This window comes from Streptomyces sp. NPDC005962 (assembly GCF_040629205.1).
GTDB lineage: Bacteria > Actinomycetota > Actinomycetes > Streptomycetales > Streptomycetaceae > Streptomyces.
Genome location: NZ_JBEXVE010000008.1, coordinates 169,805 through 185,339, shown reverse-complemented (window position 1 = coordinate 185,339; position 15,535 = coordinate 169,805). Strand labels below are relative to the sequence as shown.

Annotated in this window: 13 protein-coding genes and 1 pseudogene; 7 read left to right on the top strand and 7 right to left on the bottom strand. The window is 70.3% G+C overall.

The features are described 5' to 3' along the window. Positions 1-67 precede the first annotated feature (67 nt). Positions 68-1,408 (top strand): TRAM domain-containing protein, encoded by a 1,341-nt coding sequence (locus ABZ370_RS16185; RefSeq protein ID WP_358620650.1) that lies wholly within the window; start codon positions 68-70, stop codon positions 1,406-1,408. 39 nt (positions 1,409-1,447) lie between these two features. Here ABZ370_RS16185 and ABZ370_RS16180 read toward each other — a convergent pair whose 3' ends face one another. Continuing rightward, positions 1,448-4,738 (bottom strand): AAA domain-containing protein, encoded by a 3,291-nt coding sequence (locus tag ABZ370_RS16180; RefSeq protein ID WP_358620648.1) that lies wholly within the window; start codon positions 4,736-4,738, stop codon positions 1,448-1,450. Positions 4,739-4,885: 147 nt separating this feature from the next. Here ABZ370_RS16180 and ABZ370_RS16175 point away from each other — a divergent pair, with 147 nt between their 5' ends. Further along, a complete protein-coding gene (locus ABZ370_RS16175; RefSeq protein ID WP_358620646.1) occupies positions 4,886-6,361 on the top strand; it encodes an ATP-binding protein in 1,476 nt (491 codons plus the stop codon). A gap of 11 nt (positions 6,362-6,372) precedes the next feature. Here the strand turns inward: ABZ370_RS16175 and ABZ370_RS16170 are convergent, their stop codons facing one another. The 3 genes from ABZ370_RS16170 to ABZ370_RS16160 form a co-directional block, all read right to left on the bottom strand. After that, positions 6,373-6,780 carry a hypothetical protein gene (locus tag ABZ370_RS16170; protein ID WP_358620644.1) on the bottom strand — a complete coding sequence of 136 codons (408 nt, stop codon included), beginning with the start codon at positions 6,778-6,780 and terminating at the stop codon, positions 6,373-6,375. A 262-nt stretch (positions 6,781-7,042) separates the two neighbouring features. Continuing rightward, entirely contained in the window at positions 7,043-7,207 is a 165-nt protein-coding gene (locus ABZ370_RS16165; protein WP_358620641.1) for a hypothetical protein, read from the bottom strand. Positions 7,208-7,467: 260 nt separating this feature from the next. Further along, a complete protein-coding gene (locus tag ABZ370_RS16160; RefSeq protein WP_358620638.1) occupies positions 7,468-8,025 on the bottom strand; it encodes a hypothetical protein in 558 nt (185 codons plus the stop codon). A gap of 183 nt (positions 8,026-8,208) precedes the next feature. Here ABZ370_RS16160 and ABZ370_RS16155 point away from each other — a divergent pair, with 183 nt between their 5' ends. The 3 genes and pseudogenes from ABZ370_RS16155 to ABZ370_RS16145 all read left to right on the top strand — a co-directional run bounded on the left by ABZ370_RS16155 (position 8,209) and on the right by ABZ370_RS16145 (position 11,975). Then, complete coding sequence (locus ABZ370_RS16155; RefSeq protein ID WP_358620636.1) at positions 8,209-11,010, top strand: BTAD domain-containing putative transcriptional regulator; 2,802 nt, start codon at positions 8,209-8,211, stop codon at positions 11,008-11,010. Between the two features lie 57 nt (positions 11,011-11,067). Further along, positions 11,068-11,793: pseudogene (locus ABZ370_RS16150) on the top strand (DUF5753 domain-containing protein); the annotation flags it as partial. Then, positions 11,790-11,975 (top strand): DUF397 domain-containing protein, encoded by a 186-nt coding sequence (locus ABZ370_RS16145; protein ID WP_358620633.1) that lies wholly within the window; start codon positions 11,790-11,792, stop codon positions 11,973-11,975. The pseudogene ABZ370_RS16150 and the gene ABZ370_RS16145, both read left to right, overlap by 4 nt. Before the next feature lie 159 nt (positions 11,976-12,134). On the opposite strand, the gene ABZ370_RS16140 is transcribed toward ABZ370_RS16145, so the two are convergent. Both ABZ370_RS16140 and ABZ370_RS16135 read right to left on the bottom strand, forming a co-directional pair. Continuing rightward, on the bottom strand, positions 12,135-12,272 hold the full coding sequence (locus ABZ370_RS16140; protein WP_358620630.1) for a hypothetical protein: 138 nt from the start codon (positions 12,270-12,272) through the stop codon (positions 12,135-12,137). Between the two features lie 5 nt (positions 12,273-12,277). Next, the gene (locus ABZ370_RS16135) at positions 12,278-12,580 is read right to left on the bottom strand and encodes a hypothetical protein (protein ID WP_358620628.1); all 303 of its coding nucleotides are present in this window, start codon (positions 12,578-12,580) and stop codon (positions 12,278-12,280) included. Positions 12,581-12,899: 319 nt separating this feature from the next. Here ABZ370_RS16135 and ABZ370_RS16130 point away from each other — a divergent pair, with 319 nt between their 5' ends. Further along, the gene (locus ABZ370_RS16130; protein WP_238577488.1) at positions 12,900-13,160 is read left to right on the top strand and encodes a hypothetical protein; all 261 of its coding nucleotides are present in this window, start codon (positions 12,900-12,902) and stop codon (positions 13,158-13,160) included. Between the two features lie 512 nt (positions 13,161-13,672). On the opposite strand, the gene ABZ370_RS16125 is transcribed toward ABZ370_RS16130, so the two are convergent. Beyond that, positions 13,673-14,197 (bottom strand): hypothetical protein, encoded by a 525-nt coding sequence (locus ABZ370_RS16125; protein WP_358620626.1) that lies wholly within the window; start codon positions 14,195-14,197, stop codon positions 13,673-13,675. Positions 14,198-14,342: 145 nt separating this feature from the next. On the opposite strand from ABZ370_RS16125, the gene ABZ370_RS16120 reads away from it, so the two are divergent. Beyond that, on the top strand, positions 14,343-15,479 hold the full coding sequence (locus tag ABZ370_RS16120; RefSeq protein ID WP_358620624.1) for an ATP-binding protein: 1,137 nt from the start codon (positions 14,343-14,345) through the stop codon (positions 15,477-15,479). Positions 15,480-15,535 lie beyond the last annotated feature (56 nt).

Sequence of the window (15,535 nt, the reverse complement as noted above, 5' to 3'; positions counted from 1 at the left end):
CGGGGCCGTAGACTGGTGGGCTGCTGTTCCCACCACCCTCACACCCCCTTACGGAGCCGAGCCCGCCATGCAAAGTGAACCCAAGGCGTCGCTGGTCGGCGAGGAGTACGAGGTCGAGGTCGGTCCGGTGGCCCACGGCGGCCACTGCATCGCCCGGACCGCCGAGGGCCAGGTGCTGTTCGTACGCCACACCCTGCCCGGTGAGCGGGTCGTCGCCAGGATCACCGAGGGCGAGGAGGGCGCGCGCTTCCTGCGCGCCGACGCGGTCCAGGTGCTGGACGCCTCCAAGGACCGGGTGGAGGCCCCCTGCCCGTTCTCCGGCCCCGGCCGGTGCGGCGGCTGCGACTGGCAGCACGCCGCCCCCGGCGCCCAGCGCAGGCTCAAGGCCGAGGTGATCACCGAGCAGCTGGAGCGGCTGGCCGGACTCACCCCCGAGGACGCCCGCTGGGACGGCACCGTCGAACCCGCCCCCGGCGACAAGGTGGCCCGCGGCGAGGTCCCCGCCTGGCGCACCCGGCTCCAGTACGCGGTGGACGCACAGGGCCGCCCCGGGCTGCGCCGCCACCGCTCGCACGAGGTGGAGCCCGTCGACCACTGCCTGATCGCCGCACCCGGCGTCACCGAACTCGGCATCGAGAAGCGGGAGTGGCCGCAGATCGAGACCATCGAGGCCATCGCCGCCACCGGCTCCTCCGACCGCCAGGTCGTCCTCACCCCCCGCCCCGGCGGCCGGCTGCCGATCGTCGAACTCGACCGCCCGGTCTCCGTCCTGCGCATCGGCGAGTCCCGCGGCCGCGAGCGCCAGCGCCTGGTGCACCGCGTCCACGGCCGCCCGTTCGTCCGCGAACGCGCCGCCGAGCGCACCTGGCGCGTCGGCGAGGGCGGCTTCTGGCAGGTCCACCCCAAGGCCGCCGACCTGCTGGTCGAGGCCGTCATGCAGGGCCTCATGCCGCGCAAGGGCGACACCGCGCTCGACCTCTACTGCGGCGTCGGCCTCTTCGCGGGCGCCCTCGGCGACCGGGTCGGCGACCGCGGCGCGGTGCTGGGCATCGAGTCGAGCAAGCGCGCCGCCGAGGACGCCCGCCACAACCTCCAGGACCTGGACCGCGTCCGAGTCGAACACGGCAAGGTCGAACAGGTGCTGCCCCGCACCGGCATCACCGAGGCCGACCTCATCGTCCTCGACCCGCCCCGTGCGGGCGCGGGCAAGGAGACGGTCGCCCGCCTCGCCGCCCTGGGCGCCCGCCGCATCGCCTACGTAGCCTGCGACCCGGCCGCCCTCGCCCGCGACCTCGCCTACTTCCGCGAAGCGGGCTACGCCCCGCGCCGCCTGCGCGCGTTCGACCTGTTCCCGGTGACGCACCATGTGGAGTGCGTGGCGATTCTGGAGCCGGCCGCGAAGGGCTGATTCCCCTGCGAACCCCGCCGCCGCTGCTGTGCGCTGCCCTCAGCGCTTGGCAGCCCCCGGCCTGATGTCCTGGTTCCACGCGTTGCTCCGGCCGTTCGGCCCCGTCTTGCAGACCGTGTCGTAGCAGCGCCAGAACCAGGTGCCATTCGTGCGGCGGCGCAGTTCGATGCTGGTGCCGCCGCAGCGGGCGCACTTCGGGGGGCGGGTGAACAGCTCGGCGTGCTCGTGTTCGAGGAGCTTGCGGGCGAAGTGGCCGCCGCGCATCGTCACCATGACCTCGCGGGTCCACGACTGGGACAGTGTGTTGAGACTGCCGATCATCACCGTCCGTTCGTCGATCACCGCGATCTTCTGGTGCATCACGTTGACGGGGATGACGGTGTGCACGGTGGACCGGAGATCGGCGATGAGGCTCTGGCCGGCCGGACGGGCCTGGAGCTGATCCGTGTCGTCGCGGATGAACACGGTCACGCGCACGCCGCGGGCGACCGCCTCGCGAAGGAGCGGCAGGATGCCGCGTACGCGGTTCGCCACCCATGGCGCCCACAGCCAGATCGAGGTGCGGGCCTCGCGGATCTCGTCCTCGAAGGTGCTGAAGAACGTCCGTTCGTCATCGATGCCCGTCACCTCGACGTGCCGGGCCAGGACATCGGCGAGTGCGCCCCCGAATTCGCCGAGAGCACGTCCGTTCTCGTGTGGCGGAGTGATCAGGTGGCTGGCCCGCAGCCGTCGTACGCCCCGGGTGCCGACCAGGGCGCCCAGATGCGTCAGGACCCTGCCGTCCTTCGCGGCCTGGATGCGTTCCCAGCTCCCGATGACGTAGAGGCGGGTCTGGACGCGGGTGGCCGCCACGTTGAACAGACGCACACGGTCGCGTGCCCAGTCCGACGCGCCCGGTTCCCGGTGCGCCAGCGACATCCACAGGTCGCGGCCGTCCGCGCCTTCGACCGTGTCGAAGATGACGACGGGGAACTCCCGGCCCTGGAAACGGTGCGCCGTGCCCACCTCGGCGAGCGGGACGCCACCGCCTTCCACGTCCCGCAGGGCCTCAAGGGTCGCGTCCGCCTGGGCGCCGTAGGGCGTGACGATGCCCGGTTCCTCGCCTTTCCCGCGGTGGTACTCCACCAGGGCTCTGGCGATCAGTGACCCGGCCGGCCACCAGCCGCTGCGGCTGCCCGTCAGATGGGGCCTGGCCAGTTCGTGCAGTCCGTCGGTGTCGACGACGACGATCTCGGGGTCGTCGGACGGTCGCGGGGCGGCGACCTGCTTGCCACCCCGCAGCATTCCTCCGTACGCGAGGGTGTTGGCCAGGCGCATCACCGCCGGACCGAAGCGGTGCTGCTCGGTCAGGGTGACGCAGGCCGGGTGCCGCTGAGCCTCGGCCGGGTCCCGGATGCCGCAGTGCTGGAAGACGTCCGGGAGCAGCCAGCGTTTGACGTCTGGGCGGTCGAGGTCCTTCAGCTGATTCTCGATGACCGGGCCGAGCTGCATGAAATCACCGAGCAGGACGGCTGTCCGAGTCGCCTTCGCCGTCGCGAGAAGCACCTCGGGCAGCGTCGCCGCGCCCGCCTCGTCGATCAGGACCACGTCGTACGGACCCTCGAAGACGGCCTTGTTGGTGCGGAACCGGGCGAGGGTGGTGGCCACCAGTTTCGCGCTCTTGATGATTTCGCCCTGGGCGTTGCGCGCGAGGCGTTCGTACTCCTGCTGTACCTGCTGGTACTCGTCCTCCAGGGCAGAGCGGCGGGCGGTGTCGGCCGTCACCTGGGGACGCAGCCGCTCGGCACGGGCGTGGCGGGACGGCCAGTCCTGCTGCTCGGCGCGGGCGGTGAGTTCAGCGGCGTCCAGAGCGCGTACGACGGCCCGCTCCAGCCGGGTGGTCTCCTCGCGGCGGGTGGCCACGAGGTCCACGGCCGACTCCTGGGCGGCCAGGGCCGAGGCGAGTGCCCGCTCCAGGGCGGTGATCTGCTCGCGGGTGTGGGTGATGCCGTTGGTCAGCTCTGCCACGTCCGTCTCCAGCGTGACGACGTGCGCGTCTGCCGTGGCGCGCGCGGCCTGCGCCGACTGGCGCGCACGGTCGGCGTCCTCCTCGGCGACGGCCAGCTGCCCACGGAGCGTCTGCCGCTTCTCCCGGGCGCGCCAGCGGGCCACGGACCGCTGGGTGTCGAGTTCCCGCACCTCCTCTCGCAGGTCGCCGAGGCGGCTCTCGGCCATCAGGCACTCGGCCTGCTTCCGCTCCGCGGCTTTGAGGACGCGGGACTGTTCCTCGCGCAGCCGGTCGGCCTCGGCCCACTGCCGGCGCGACTCCCCGGTCCCGTCCCGGCGCCGCCGGGCCGCCGCCGCGGCCCTCTCCGCCGCGTCCCGGGCCGTCACGGCCTCCTCCAGCCGGACCGCCGCCGCCTCCGCCCGCTCCCGCACCGACACCGGGTCTTGATGGGGCGTGCGCAGCAGCTTCAGAGCGTCGAAGTAGGCGGCCGGGTCGAAGCGGCTGAGGGAGGTGTCCAGCGCGGACAGTTCCGCCGCGCGGGTCCGGACGTCCACCAGCGCGGCCTCGGCCACACGGCGCCGCTCGGCCGTCTCGGCCAGCCGCTCTCGCACCATGAGCGGCAGCGACACCTCGGGGTTGTCGGCGACCTCTCGCAGCTGCGGCGGGCCTACGCGGACGATGTCACCCGGGCCGTGCCGGTTCTCCTTCACCACGCCCAGCAGGGCGTTGTCCACGGCGATGTTCGTGGCGGACACCAGCAGCACACGGTCGCCGCGGGCGATCAGGTCGCCGATGGCACGCTTCAGTACCGTCGTCTTGCCGGTGCCCGGCGGGCCCCACACCAGATGTACGCCCTGGCCGAGGCATGCGCGGTAGGCATCCCCCTGCGCGGGGTGGAACCCGGGAGGGTCGGGGTCGGGTGAAGACGTCCCGCCGACCGAACCTCCGGCCAGGGCGCTCGCCAGTGGGGTCTCGCCCAGCCCGGCGATGCCGTCGCGCAGCGCCTCGACGAGGAAGGTCGGCGGCTGCTTGAGCAGCCACAGATACGCGTCCGTGAGGTCGGCGAATTCCGCGACCTTCAGGGTGAGCAGTGAGCCGTTCTGCACCGTCTCCGAAACGGTGAAGCCCTTGGCCTCGACGCCGTCCGGCTCCGGACCCGCGAGGCGCAGTGCGTCCAACTGGTCCGGTCCGATGTCGGACCCGCGCAGATCCACCGCGTACCAGCCCGCCTCCTTGGTACGGATCGCGCGCCCCACCCGCTGCCAGCGCGGCTGTCTGCCCGTGCCGCCCATGATCGCGACCAGTTCGCCCAGAGCCGTAGCGATCTCCTCGCGCCACCCCACCGCCGTCGCCCCCGCTTTCGTCTGTAACGGCAGATCCCGTGCCGGACCCTACCCAGCGGGCACCGGTGGTGATCCCGTGAGCACCATGCGGTGAGGAACCCTTCCATCTCGCGAGTTATGATAGTTGCAGCTATCATAACTTCAGGGGTGATTATAGTGACGAAGCCGGAGCGGCTGTTCGCGCGGGACGGGGAGTGGCGGGAACTGAGCGAGTTCGCCGCGTCCGGGCAGCAGGGGGCTTCGCTCGGCCTGGTGTACGGGCGGCGGCGGCAGGGGAAGACGCTGATGCTCGAACTGCTGGCACGCCAGGCGGGCGGTTTCCTGTTCGCGGCGACCCAGCAGAGCGAGGCGCAGAACCTCGCGGACCTGGGCGCGGCGTACGCGGCGTTCCGGGGGCTGCGGCGGCCGGTGCTGTTCACCGACTGGCGGGACGCGCTGGACGAGCTGCTGCGGATCGGTGAGGACGCCGCGGTGCCTGTGGTGATCGACGAGTTCCCCTACCTGGTGTCGGCGACCCCGGCGCTGCCCTCCTACCTCCAGCAGGCACTCAGCCCGCTGAGCCATGCCAAGGAGCACACCCGGACCCGGATGATCCTGTGCGGCAGCGCGCTGACCACGATGGCGCAGCTGCTGGGCGGAGGCGCCCCGCTGCGTGGCCGGGCGGGGATGGAGCTCGTGGTGCGGCCCTTCCGGTTCCGGGAGGCGGCCGCGTTCTGGGGTGTGGCCCAGGACCCCGAGCTGGCGTTCCGGCTGCACGCGCTGGTGGGCGGGACCCCGGCGTACCGCGAGATGTGCGGGGGAGCGGGGCCGGAGGACCTGGCCGACTTCGACCGGTGGGTGGCCCGCCGACTCCTCAACCCCGCCTCCGCGATGTTTCGCGAAGGCGGGCTGCTGTTGCGTGAGGAGCCCTCGATCTCGGACCCGACCTCGTATGCGGCGGTCCTGGCGGCGGTCAGCGCCGGGCATCACCGGCGGTCGGAGATCGCCGGAGCCCTGGGGCGGCCGAGCAGCGCGCTGGCGCATTTGCTCTCCGGTCTCCAGGACATCGGCCTGGTGGAGCAGGTCGAGGACGCCCTCAGGGACAAGCGCAGCGTCTTCCGGATCGCCGAACCGGTCGTGCGGCTGCACCAGTTGCTGAGCCAGCGGCACGAGCCGGAGCTGGTCGTGGGCCGTGCCGACCGCGTCTGGGCGGACAACGCCGACACCGTCGCCGGGAAGATCTACGGCCCGCACTTCGAAGATCTCGCCCGCCAGTGGTGCTTCGAGCACGCCGCGCCGGAGACCCTCGGCGGTCGTGCGAACCGGGTGCGCCCGACCGAGATCGCCTGCCGGGAGCATCGTCGCGGGCATGAACTGGACCTTGTGGCGGCGGAGTCACCGGCGTTCGGCCCCGAGCGGATCACCGCGATCGGCGAGGCGAAGGGGACCCTCACCCCCGTCGGCCTGCCACAGCTGGAACGGCTCGAACACCTCCGGGGGCTGCTGCCCAGCGCCCGTGTGGGGGCCCTGCCCAGACTCCTGCTCTTCGCACGTTCCGGCTTCACCGACGATCTCCGGCGCGAGGCCGGTCGACGCGCCGACGTCGAGCTGGTCGACCTGCACCGGATGTACCACGGTGAGTGAACCGCCCGGCGTCAGCCGCCGATCGGAGACTCCGCGACGCAGCCACCGGCCTTCATCAGCTTTTCGCCCTTCCCCTCCGCGATGACCTTGCCCTTGTGTACGATCTTGCAGCTCACCGTGGGGTCGCTGGAGACCGGCATCACCGCCGACGGCATGATGCCCCGCAGCGTCACCGTCTTCTTCCAGGGCAGCGCGGGCTTGTTCACCGTCGCGGTCTCGGGCTCCATGGCCTTGCCGCCACCCCCGTTGAACTCGATCGAGGCGACGTCCTTTCCCGTCACCTCATAGGTGACCTCGTATGTCTGGTCCACCGCCTTGTCGACGGCGTCGACGGCCTCCTCCTCCGAACAGGCGGAGACGCTCAGCGCGAGGCCGGTGAGGGCGACGGATAAAACGGCAGCACGTATCGTGCGCTTCATGCGGGATCCCTCCGGATCTCAGAAATCAGACGCCGGAGCTCACCGTAAATAGACAGTAAAGTCAAGCGACCCGGTCACCCGCCCGACCTCGCTGGTTTGCCGCCCGAACTCCATCCGCCGCCGGTTTCTGCGGTACTCGCCCTGGACCCCACGGCCTGGCCGACCCTCGCACAGGTCACCGAACAACTCGTCGACGTCATGGCCGACCGTGGGTTGACTGCCGCCCAAGCCCAACGCGGGTTCTCCGACCGCGTTCCGGCTGTCACGGTTCCCGAGGTGCCGACCGCGCCCGCGAAAGAAGCAGTGACTCGATCAGACGGCTCTGCTGGACGTCGCTCCAGATACCGGCCCGGCGCTGGAAGTCCGGCGCGAGGTCGATCATCTTTTCCCTCAGCCGGGACAGCAGCAGCTCGTCGGGTTCGTCCACCGGCGGATACCGCTGATAACCCCGGTCCCGCTCACGCCCGCCCGCTGCCGCTACCTCTAGCCCCGCTATGTCTCCCCAATGCCGTTCCGTTGCTGCCGTGACATCCGGTCAGCCGCCCCGGACTCGAACCGCTTCGTCCCGGCCGACGCCGCGAGGCGTGCGGGCCGCAGCGATCCGCAGGGTGTGCGGTCGCGTGGTCCTGCACCGCACCGCGGTGAGCGCACTGCAGGACCACGCAGGGTTAGCGCCTGTTGTCTGGGCTAGCGCTTTTCCACCGCCCCGACCTTCACCCACGAAATCGGGTTCCCGGCGTACGCGTACACACGCAGCGTCTCGCCCGGCTTGTAGGTACCGGTGGCCTTCTTGGCCTGCCGATTTCCCGTGCACTTCTTCCACCCGGTGTCGAGGATGGTCTTGTTCCTGTCCACGTTCTTGATCGTGACCCGGACGTACCTGTTCTTCATGCAGGTGTACCAGACGCCGTGGTTCTTGACGTTGGTGGTGTAGGGGCGTGAATTCCACTTGCTGTTGTGCTCGGCGAAGTACGTCCTGGTGATACCCGACGGGCCCCAGACCCAGCGCCAGCTCGCGCGCTGGAGGTTCGCCTGACCGGCCGCCTGCTCGTGCTGAGCGGTCGTGCCGGTGGCGGGCAGTCCCGAAGAGGCGCTGAACGTGGCCTTCCCGTAGCTGCTGGGGTTGGTGTGCCCGGTGCCGGTGCCGGTGCCGGTGGCAGCGTGCGCGCTACCCTGCGCCGCGATGCCGAGGGCGAGCGCCAGCGTACTTACCACCACTGCGGACCGCTTCACATACTGAGTCATCACTTCTCCTTGTGAGGCTGTTGGCCTTGAGCCAGTGCCACCGGCGCGGAAAGAAGTTTTCCGGTGGCCTTCTGCCGGGAATGACTCTGCTTGGCCAGTCATGGACAAAACTCGCAAGACCTTGAACCGGCTGGTGGGAGCGGATGTCCCCGGGTCAGGGTTTCAGCCGAGGGGGAGGCCTGTATGGCGGTGGAGTTCGGCTTACTCGGCGGCGTCGAGGCGTGTGTGGGCGCTGAGCCGGTCGACTTGGGTCCTGCCCGGCAGCGGTGGGTGCTGGCGGCATTGCTGGTCGATGCGAACCAGGTGGTGTCGGTCGACCAGCTGGTCGACCGGGTGTGGGGGGAACGTCCTCCGCAGCGGGCCAAGGGGACGCTCTACAGCTATATCTCCCGCCTGCGGCAGGCCCTGGCTCCCGCCGCGGAGGAGGTACGTCTCTCGCGGCGGTCCGGCGGCTACGTCCTGACCGTCGATGCCTCCGATGTCGACCTGCACCGCTTCCGCGCTCTCTTCGCGCAGGCCCGCACGGCCGAGGACGACAGCAGTGCCGCGGCCCTGTTCGAGCAGGCGCTCGGGCTGTGGCGGGGGGAGCCGTTCGCCACCGTGGACACCCCGTGGTTCTGCGATCTGCGCCAGACCCTGGAGCGGGAACGGCTGTCGGCCGAGCTGGACAATGCTGACGTCCGGTTACGGAGCGGGCTGCACGGCGAGCTGCTGCCCACGCTCACCGTCCGCGTCGGGCAGCACCCGCTGGATGAGCGGCTGGCCGCTCAGCTCATGCTGGCCCTGTACCGCAGTGGACGGGCCACCGATGCCTTGGCTCACTACCAGCAGATTCGCAAGCGATTGGCGGGGGAGACGGGCACCGACCCCGGCCCCGCGCTGAAACATCTGCACCAGCAGATCCTCACCGCCGACCCGGCCCTGGCTCCCCCGGAGCCGGAGCCCGCGAGCGCCGAAGTCGTCTCCCCGGTGCCTCGTCAGCTTCCCGCCCGCCCTTACGGGTTCACCGGCAGGGACCGCCAGCTCGCGGAGCTCACCAAGGCGTTGGATTCGGCGGGTGAGCCGGGTGGCACGGTGGTGATCTCCGCGATCGGCGGTAGCGGTGGGATCGGCAAGACCTGGCTGGCCCTGCACTGGGCGCACCAGAACATCGACCGGTTCCCGGACGGGCAGCTCTACGTCGATCTGCGCGGTTTCGATCCTTCGGGTGAGCCCGTCGCGCCTGCCGCGGCGATACGCGGGTTCCTCGATGCCCTGGGGGTGGATTCCGGGTCCGTGCCGGTGGATGTGCAGGCTCAGATCGGGCTGTACCGGAGCCTGGTCGAGGGCAGGCGGATGCTGATCGTGCTGGACAACGCCGCCGATACCGAGCAGGCGGCCGCGCTGCTGCCGGGCAGCGCCACCTGCACGGTGCTGGTCACCAGCCGCCGGCGGGTGGCCGGACTGGCCAGCGCCCACGGAGCCCGGATCGTGACGCTCGACGTACTGACCGACACCGAAGCGCTGGAGCTGATGGGCCGCCACCTGGGCCAGGAGCGGATAGCGGCCGAACCGGAAGCCCTCGCCGCCTTGTTGGTGCACTGCGCGGGACTGCCGCTGGCGATCAGCGTGGTCGCGGCCCGCGCGGCGGCCCACCCCGACTTCCCACTCGCAGCGCTGGCAGAGGAGATCCAGGACGAGTCGGCCCGGCTGGACGCACTGGACGCAGGTGAGCTGTCGGCCAACGTGCGCGCGACCTTCACCGTGTCGTACCGCGCCCTGACCGTCGCGGCAGCCGACGTGTTCCGGCTCGTGGCACTGGCCCCCGGGCCGGAGATCGGGCTCTCCTCCGTCGCCAGCCTCGTCGCCCGGCCGGTCACCGCCGTACGTGCGGCACTGCGGGAACTGGAGAACTTCCACCTCGTCCAGCAGATCGCACCCGGCCGCTATCGCCAGCACGACCTGCTGCGCCTGTACGCGGCGGAGCAGGCCCACCGGACCGACCGGCAGGAAGAGCGCGATGCCGCGCTGCGGCGCCTGGCCGACTTCTACCTCCACACGGCCCGCGCAGCCGAACAGCTCTTGCACCCGCACCGCATGAAGATCGAATTCCCGGAGCCGTCCGCCGGCTGCCGCCCGCTGGCACTGGCGGATGAGACGGAGGCGCTGGCCTGGCTGGAGACCCAGCATGCCGTGTTGCTGGCGACCCAGCGGCTGGCTGCCGACTCGGGCTGGTGCGAAGTGGTGTGGCGGATGGCATGGGTACTGGACACTTTTCACCGCCGCAACGGCCACCTGCACGCCCAACTCGACGCCTGGAGAAGGGGGCTGGAGGCGATCCAGCAACTCGGCGACTCCGAGGCGGAGATACTCGCCCGTCGCAACCTGGGCATCGCCTGCATCCGATCCAACCTTCACGATGAGGCACTGGACCACCTTCACCAGGCCATGTCCCTGGGCAAGACATCCGAAGACGCCGTCCAGATGGCCCACACCTCCCTGGTACTGGCCTATGCCTGGGAGCGCCGGGAGAACCATCAGCAGGCGCTTGAACACGCCCGCCACGCCCTCGCTCTCTTCCAGACATTGAAAACGCCGGTCTGGGAGGCCCAGGCGCACAACCAGGTGTGCGTGTACTGCGCCCGGCTCGGTCGGTACGAGGAGGCCCGCGCCCATGGCGAGGCCGCGCTCGCCCTGTTCCGCAGTCATCGGGACCGGGACGGCGAGGCAGACGTCCTTGGCACGCTGGGCCGCCTGGCCCACCAGAACGGCCGGCACACACTGGCCCTGACCCGCTTCCAGCAGGCACTGGCGCTGCTGCGGGACATCGACCATGCCTACGGCGAGGCCGACGCCCTGGAATGGCTGGGGCGCGTGCACGCCGCCCTCGGCCAACGCGACCAGGCCCGCGAGAGCTGGCAGCAGGCCGTTGGCCTCTACCAGGCACAGCACCGCGACGAGGATGCCGAACAGCTCCAGAACAAGTTGGACACCCTGCCTGACTGAACCAGGCGTGGCCGGACATCTGTCCGCCCCCGCCGTGCGCTGGGGCATTTCGCCGACCTGGTGCAATTCTCCAAGCACACGGTCGCGTCAGTCGAGCAGGGTCGGCGCATGCCGGAGCCGTCTCTCGTGGAGCGGGCGGAGGAGGCGCTGGGCAACACCGGTGCCCTACGGAAGGCGGCACAGTTCCTGTGCCGACAGCCGGGGCTGGCGGCCTGGTTCCGGCAGTGGGCCCGGTTGGAGCGGGTGGCGATCAGCCTGTACACGTACGAGTGCCGGGTAGCGCCGGGCCTGTTGCAGACGGAGGCGTACGCGCAGGCGGTGTCGCTGAGCGTCCCGCCCGTACCGGACGAGGTGGAGCTGGCCGAGCGCATCGCCGCCCGGCTTGCACGACAGGAACTGCTGTCCACCAGCCGCAAGCCGCCGACGGCGTTCAGCTTCATCATCATTGAACAGGCGGTGCTGGAACGGTACACGGGCGGCGAAGAGGTCACGCGGGAGCTGCTTGATCATCTGCTGGACGTAGACGAGCGGCACTGGAATGTGGAGTTGCAGGTCATGCCATTGCGGAAGCCGGTCCATGCCGGACTGGACGGCCCCGTGCAGCTGCTGGAGACACCCGATCACCGATGGTTCGGGTACTCCGAAGGTCAGAAAGACGGTCGCCTGATCTCTGATCCAAAGGAGATCAGCGTCCTGCAGCACCGGTATGCAAAACTGCGCTCGCAAGCCCTCACCCCAGAGGACTCCAGGAGCCTTCTGGAGCGGATGCGAGGAGACCTATGAGCACGTCCGAACTGATCTGGCACAAGTCCAGCTACAGCAGCGGCAGCGAAGGCGACTGCGTCGAGGTCGCCACCCGCCCCGACACGGTCCATGTGCGGGACTCCAAGGACAAGCAGCGCGCGCAGCTCGCCTTCTCCTCCACTGAGTGGGCCAGCTTCGTGGCGTACACCGCCCAGCGTTGACCTTCGCGGCTCGCCCCGTGCCGAATCAATCCGGTACGGGGCGGGCACTCACTTCGCGTTCTTGAGCCGGGCTTCGAAATGCGCGAGTCGTGGCCGGGTGAAGTCTGCGGCGAAGTGGGCACCGTGCCATGGTCGTGTCCCTCGTGATGGTGTAGGGGATCAACTGGTCTGCTTGTTCGTGGCATTGGGTAGCGCCGGGGCACTTTCGGGGAGTTCGGGGTAAAGCTCGTCCATGCTGCCTTCGGGGAGGTAACGACGGGGGAAGGCGATCCACTCGTCGTGCATCTCGAAGAGCACGGCGGTCAGCCTGCCCCGGTTCTGCAGCAGGAGGACAAGGGAGAGAAGCCTGGCCGCGCGAATGAACCAATCATTCCAGGCCCGGGTCGCGTTCGGGCACCTGAGATCGCCCTGGCCCCCGCTTCTACCACCTCGACGATCACGTCCCCGCCTTCCACGGAATGGCCCATCGGGGTCACGTAGTCGTACGGCACCCGCAGTTCACCACTCTCGGCCACCTCCTTGACGTACCGGGCGGCGACCGCGAGCCCGCAGCGCCAGAAGTCGGTCTCCGGGTGTAGCACCCGCAGCGCGACGAACTGTGCCACCTCCGCAGGATCACGCGGCGTGGAGAACTCCAGCAGTTCCCGACCCAGGTTGCCGCAGCGATCGGTCTCTCTGTGGGAGAGGTGTGTTGACCTGCTGTTTCAGGGTTTCCGCAAGGTTTATGCAAAGCGGTACCGGCACCGTGGATCTGGCACGAGAACCGGAGCTTACGGCCCGGATACCCCTGGTTCTCGCTTGCGGGACAGGGGCCTGGCCTGCTCGAGAACCGACCGACTACGCTTGGGAGATCTCATCGTGAAACTTCTTCGGACAGTCTCTGTCGCAGCGGCTGGACTGGCGCTGACTGCTGGCACGGTCGTGATGAGCGGCAGCTCAGCGGTGGCAGACCCGTCCTCGGCTTCGGCAGCGGCCAGCTGTCGGAAGTCGCAGGACTCCAACACCTTCGGCACCTACTGCAGCTCCGCGGAAGGGCGCTACTTCCGGGCCGTCGCGGTGTGCAAGAACGGCCAGGAAGTCCGTGGCCAGCAGTGGAAGAGGGTGGGCAGCGGCAACTGGTCCTGGGCGTACTGCACCCAGGTGAACTCCTCGCTCTCTTGGGGATATGCCGAGATCGGCAACTAGCCCTCGAACCTGGCTGACGGTCCTCGTCAGCCTCGCTGACGAGGACCTCCTTCATTTTCGCCGTTCTGACTACTCGCTCGGCCTTCCCAGTTCTGATTGGTCGTCAGGCCAGGTCTGTGCTGGCTGAGGCCCATGCGTCCACCACGCTGCCCGCGTCCTGGCTGCGCGATCGTGCCGGTGTTTCAGCGCCCCTGCTTTCGGTCTGGGGCAGGCAGTTCGGCGTGCAGGCATCCGCGGACGGGGGGGCGGGTTCCGGCGCTCCATGGGGGGCCATCGTTTATCTCCTTCCCTCGATGAACTGGGCGTTTATCAGGGAGAGTTACACGGTGGCCCGCTCCATGCGCAGGGAGCGGGCACCACCAGCCGGAGTACACCGGCGCACTACTCAAGATTGATCGGCTACACCATCACGCGGGACACCATCGTGCCATCGACGGCAAGAGTGAGCGAGACAGTCTGTGTGCCGCCGTGTGTCCTTGCAGTGACGGCTTCGGGTTGACGTGTGGCGTCGGTCAAGGCCCCTGCAGGGACGCCTTCGCGGTGTCGACGAAGTCGCCGAGGGCGGCCCAGAACGGGCTGTAGGCGTCGTTGAAGCGTCGTATCCCCTCCGGGTCGGCGGCGGCCATGGCCTCCAGCGAGCGGTGGAACCGGCTGGTCGACTTCTGGAGCTTGTGGGCCGCCTCGCCCGCGGCGGCGGGGCCCTCCAGTTCGACCACCCGCGCACAGTGCCGCAGCTTCCCGTAGTGGTCGCGTTCGCGCTCCAGCGTTTCGTCCAGCAGGGCGGGGCGGCGCTGGAAGTCTCCGGCGCGCTGGGCCGCGGAGATCTCCCAGTAGAAGTCGCCCATGCGGTGAATCTGCTCGATCAATTCGAGGTACGCGGTCCGCCTGCTGTCGCGCAGCCGCTCCGTCTGCTGGGCGCGGGCCGCGGTGTCGGCCTGGATCTGGGCGGCCCGGGTGTTGCCGCGGCTGGTGACCCAACTGGCCAGGACGGCGGTGCCGCCGGTGAGGGCCGCGATCCAGAAGGTGCTGTCAGGCATCGTGGCCGCCGCTCGCCGCCGCCCCGTTCATATGCGTCCTCACGTTCCCCTCGGTCATCTTCGGCCACCGTCACCATCCCCCGATGGTAGGAAGATACGGAAGGAGTAACGGTTCGGCGGTATTCCTCACAGATATGTTCCGGGCATGAGCGCATCCGGGCTGCGGCCCGCCGTGACCGAGTTGAGGCTGTCCGCCTTCAAGTCCCATCGACGTGCGGTCTTTTCCCTGGGACCGCTGACGCTCTTCGCCGGGCCGAGCGGAAGTGGTAAGTCGGGCGTGCTGGAGGCGTACGGGGCGCTCGCGCGCCTGGCGGGCGGCGCTCGGCTCGCGGAGGTGTTCCGCGAGCCGGTGTCGTACATCCCGCGCCGGGCACGGCCGGACCGGCAGGGGCGGCGCGGGTTCCGGATCGGGTGCACCGTGGACGGCCCGGTCGGGCCGGTGCGGCTCGATGTCGCCGTGCAGGCCGAGCCCGAACTGCGCATCGTGGGCGAGCGGTTGACGGGGGCGGGGGAGACGCTGCTGGAGACGGCGCTGCGCGATCCGGAGCGGCGCTGCGTCCAGGCCGCCTGGCACACGGCGGGGGCCGTCGCGGTCACCCGGGCTCCGCTGCCCGACGACCGGCTGGCGACCTCGGTGCTGCCGTTGCGGGTGGCGGGCATCACCGAGGGGCAGCGGCTGGCGCTGGCCGCCGCCGAGCAGGTGGTGATCGCGCTGCGCTCGGTCTTCCCCTGCGATCCGCGGCCGGATCGGATGCGGGCACCGGCGGCGCCGCGCGACGGGCGGCTGCGCGGGGGCTGCGAGAACCTGGCGGCGGTGCTGCGGCGCACCAGCCGGGAGTGCGGCTCCCGGCACGCGGCGCTGGTCGCGGCGGTGCGGGCGGGGTGCGCGGGGCCGGTGGAGGGCCTGGTGACCGAGGGGGCCGGGGGTGGGGTGGTGCGGGCCCTGGTGGAGCAGGGCGAGCTGGGCGCGATGCCGGTGGAGCGGCTGGGCGACGGGGAGTTGCGCTATCTGGCGCTCGCGCTGGTGCTGCTGACCGGGCCGGGAGTGCTGGCGATGGACCCGGCGGCGGATGTGCTTCCCGCGCGGCAGGTGCTGACGGTGCTGGCGGACGGTTTCGACCGGTGCCTGGACCGGCGGCAGGCGCGGGAGCTGCTGGGGGTGGCGGTCCGGATGTGCGCACGGGGGCACATCCGGCTGGTGGGGACGGTGGGGGACGTGACGGGGGGGGGCGGGGGCCCCCCCCGCACCGGGGGAAACCGGGGGCGGGGGCGAGTCCTCTGAGCGTGAGTCCCCTGAGTCCCCCGAGCACCTTGAGTCCCTTGAGTCTCCCGAGCACC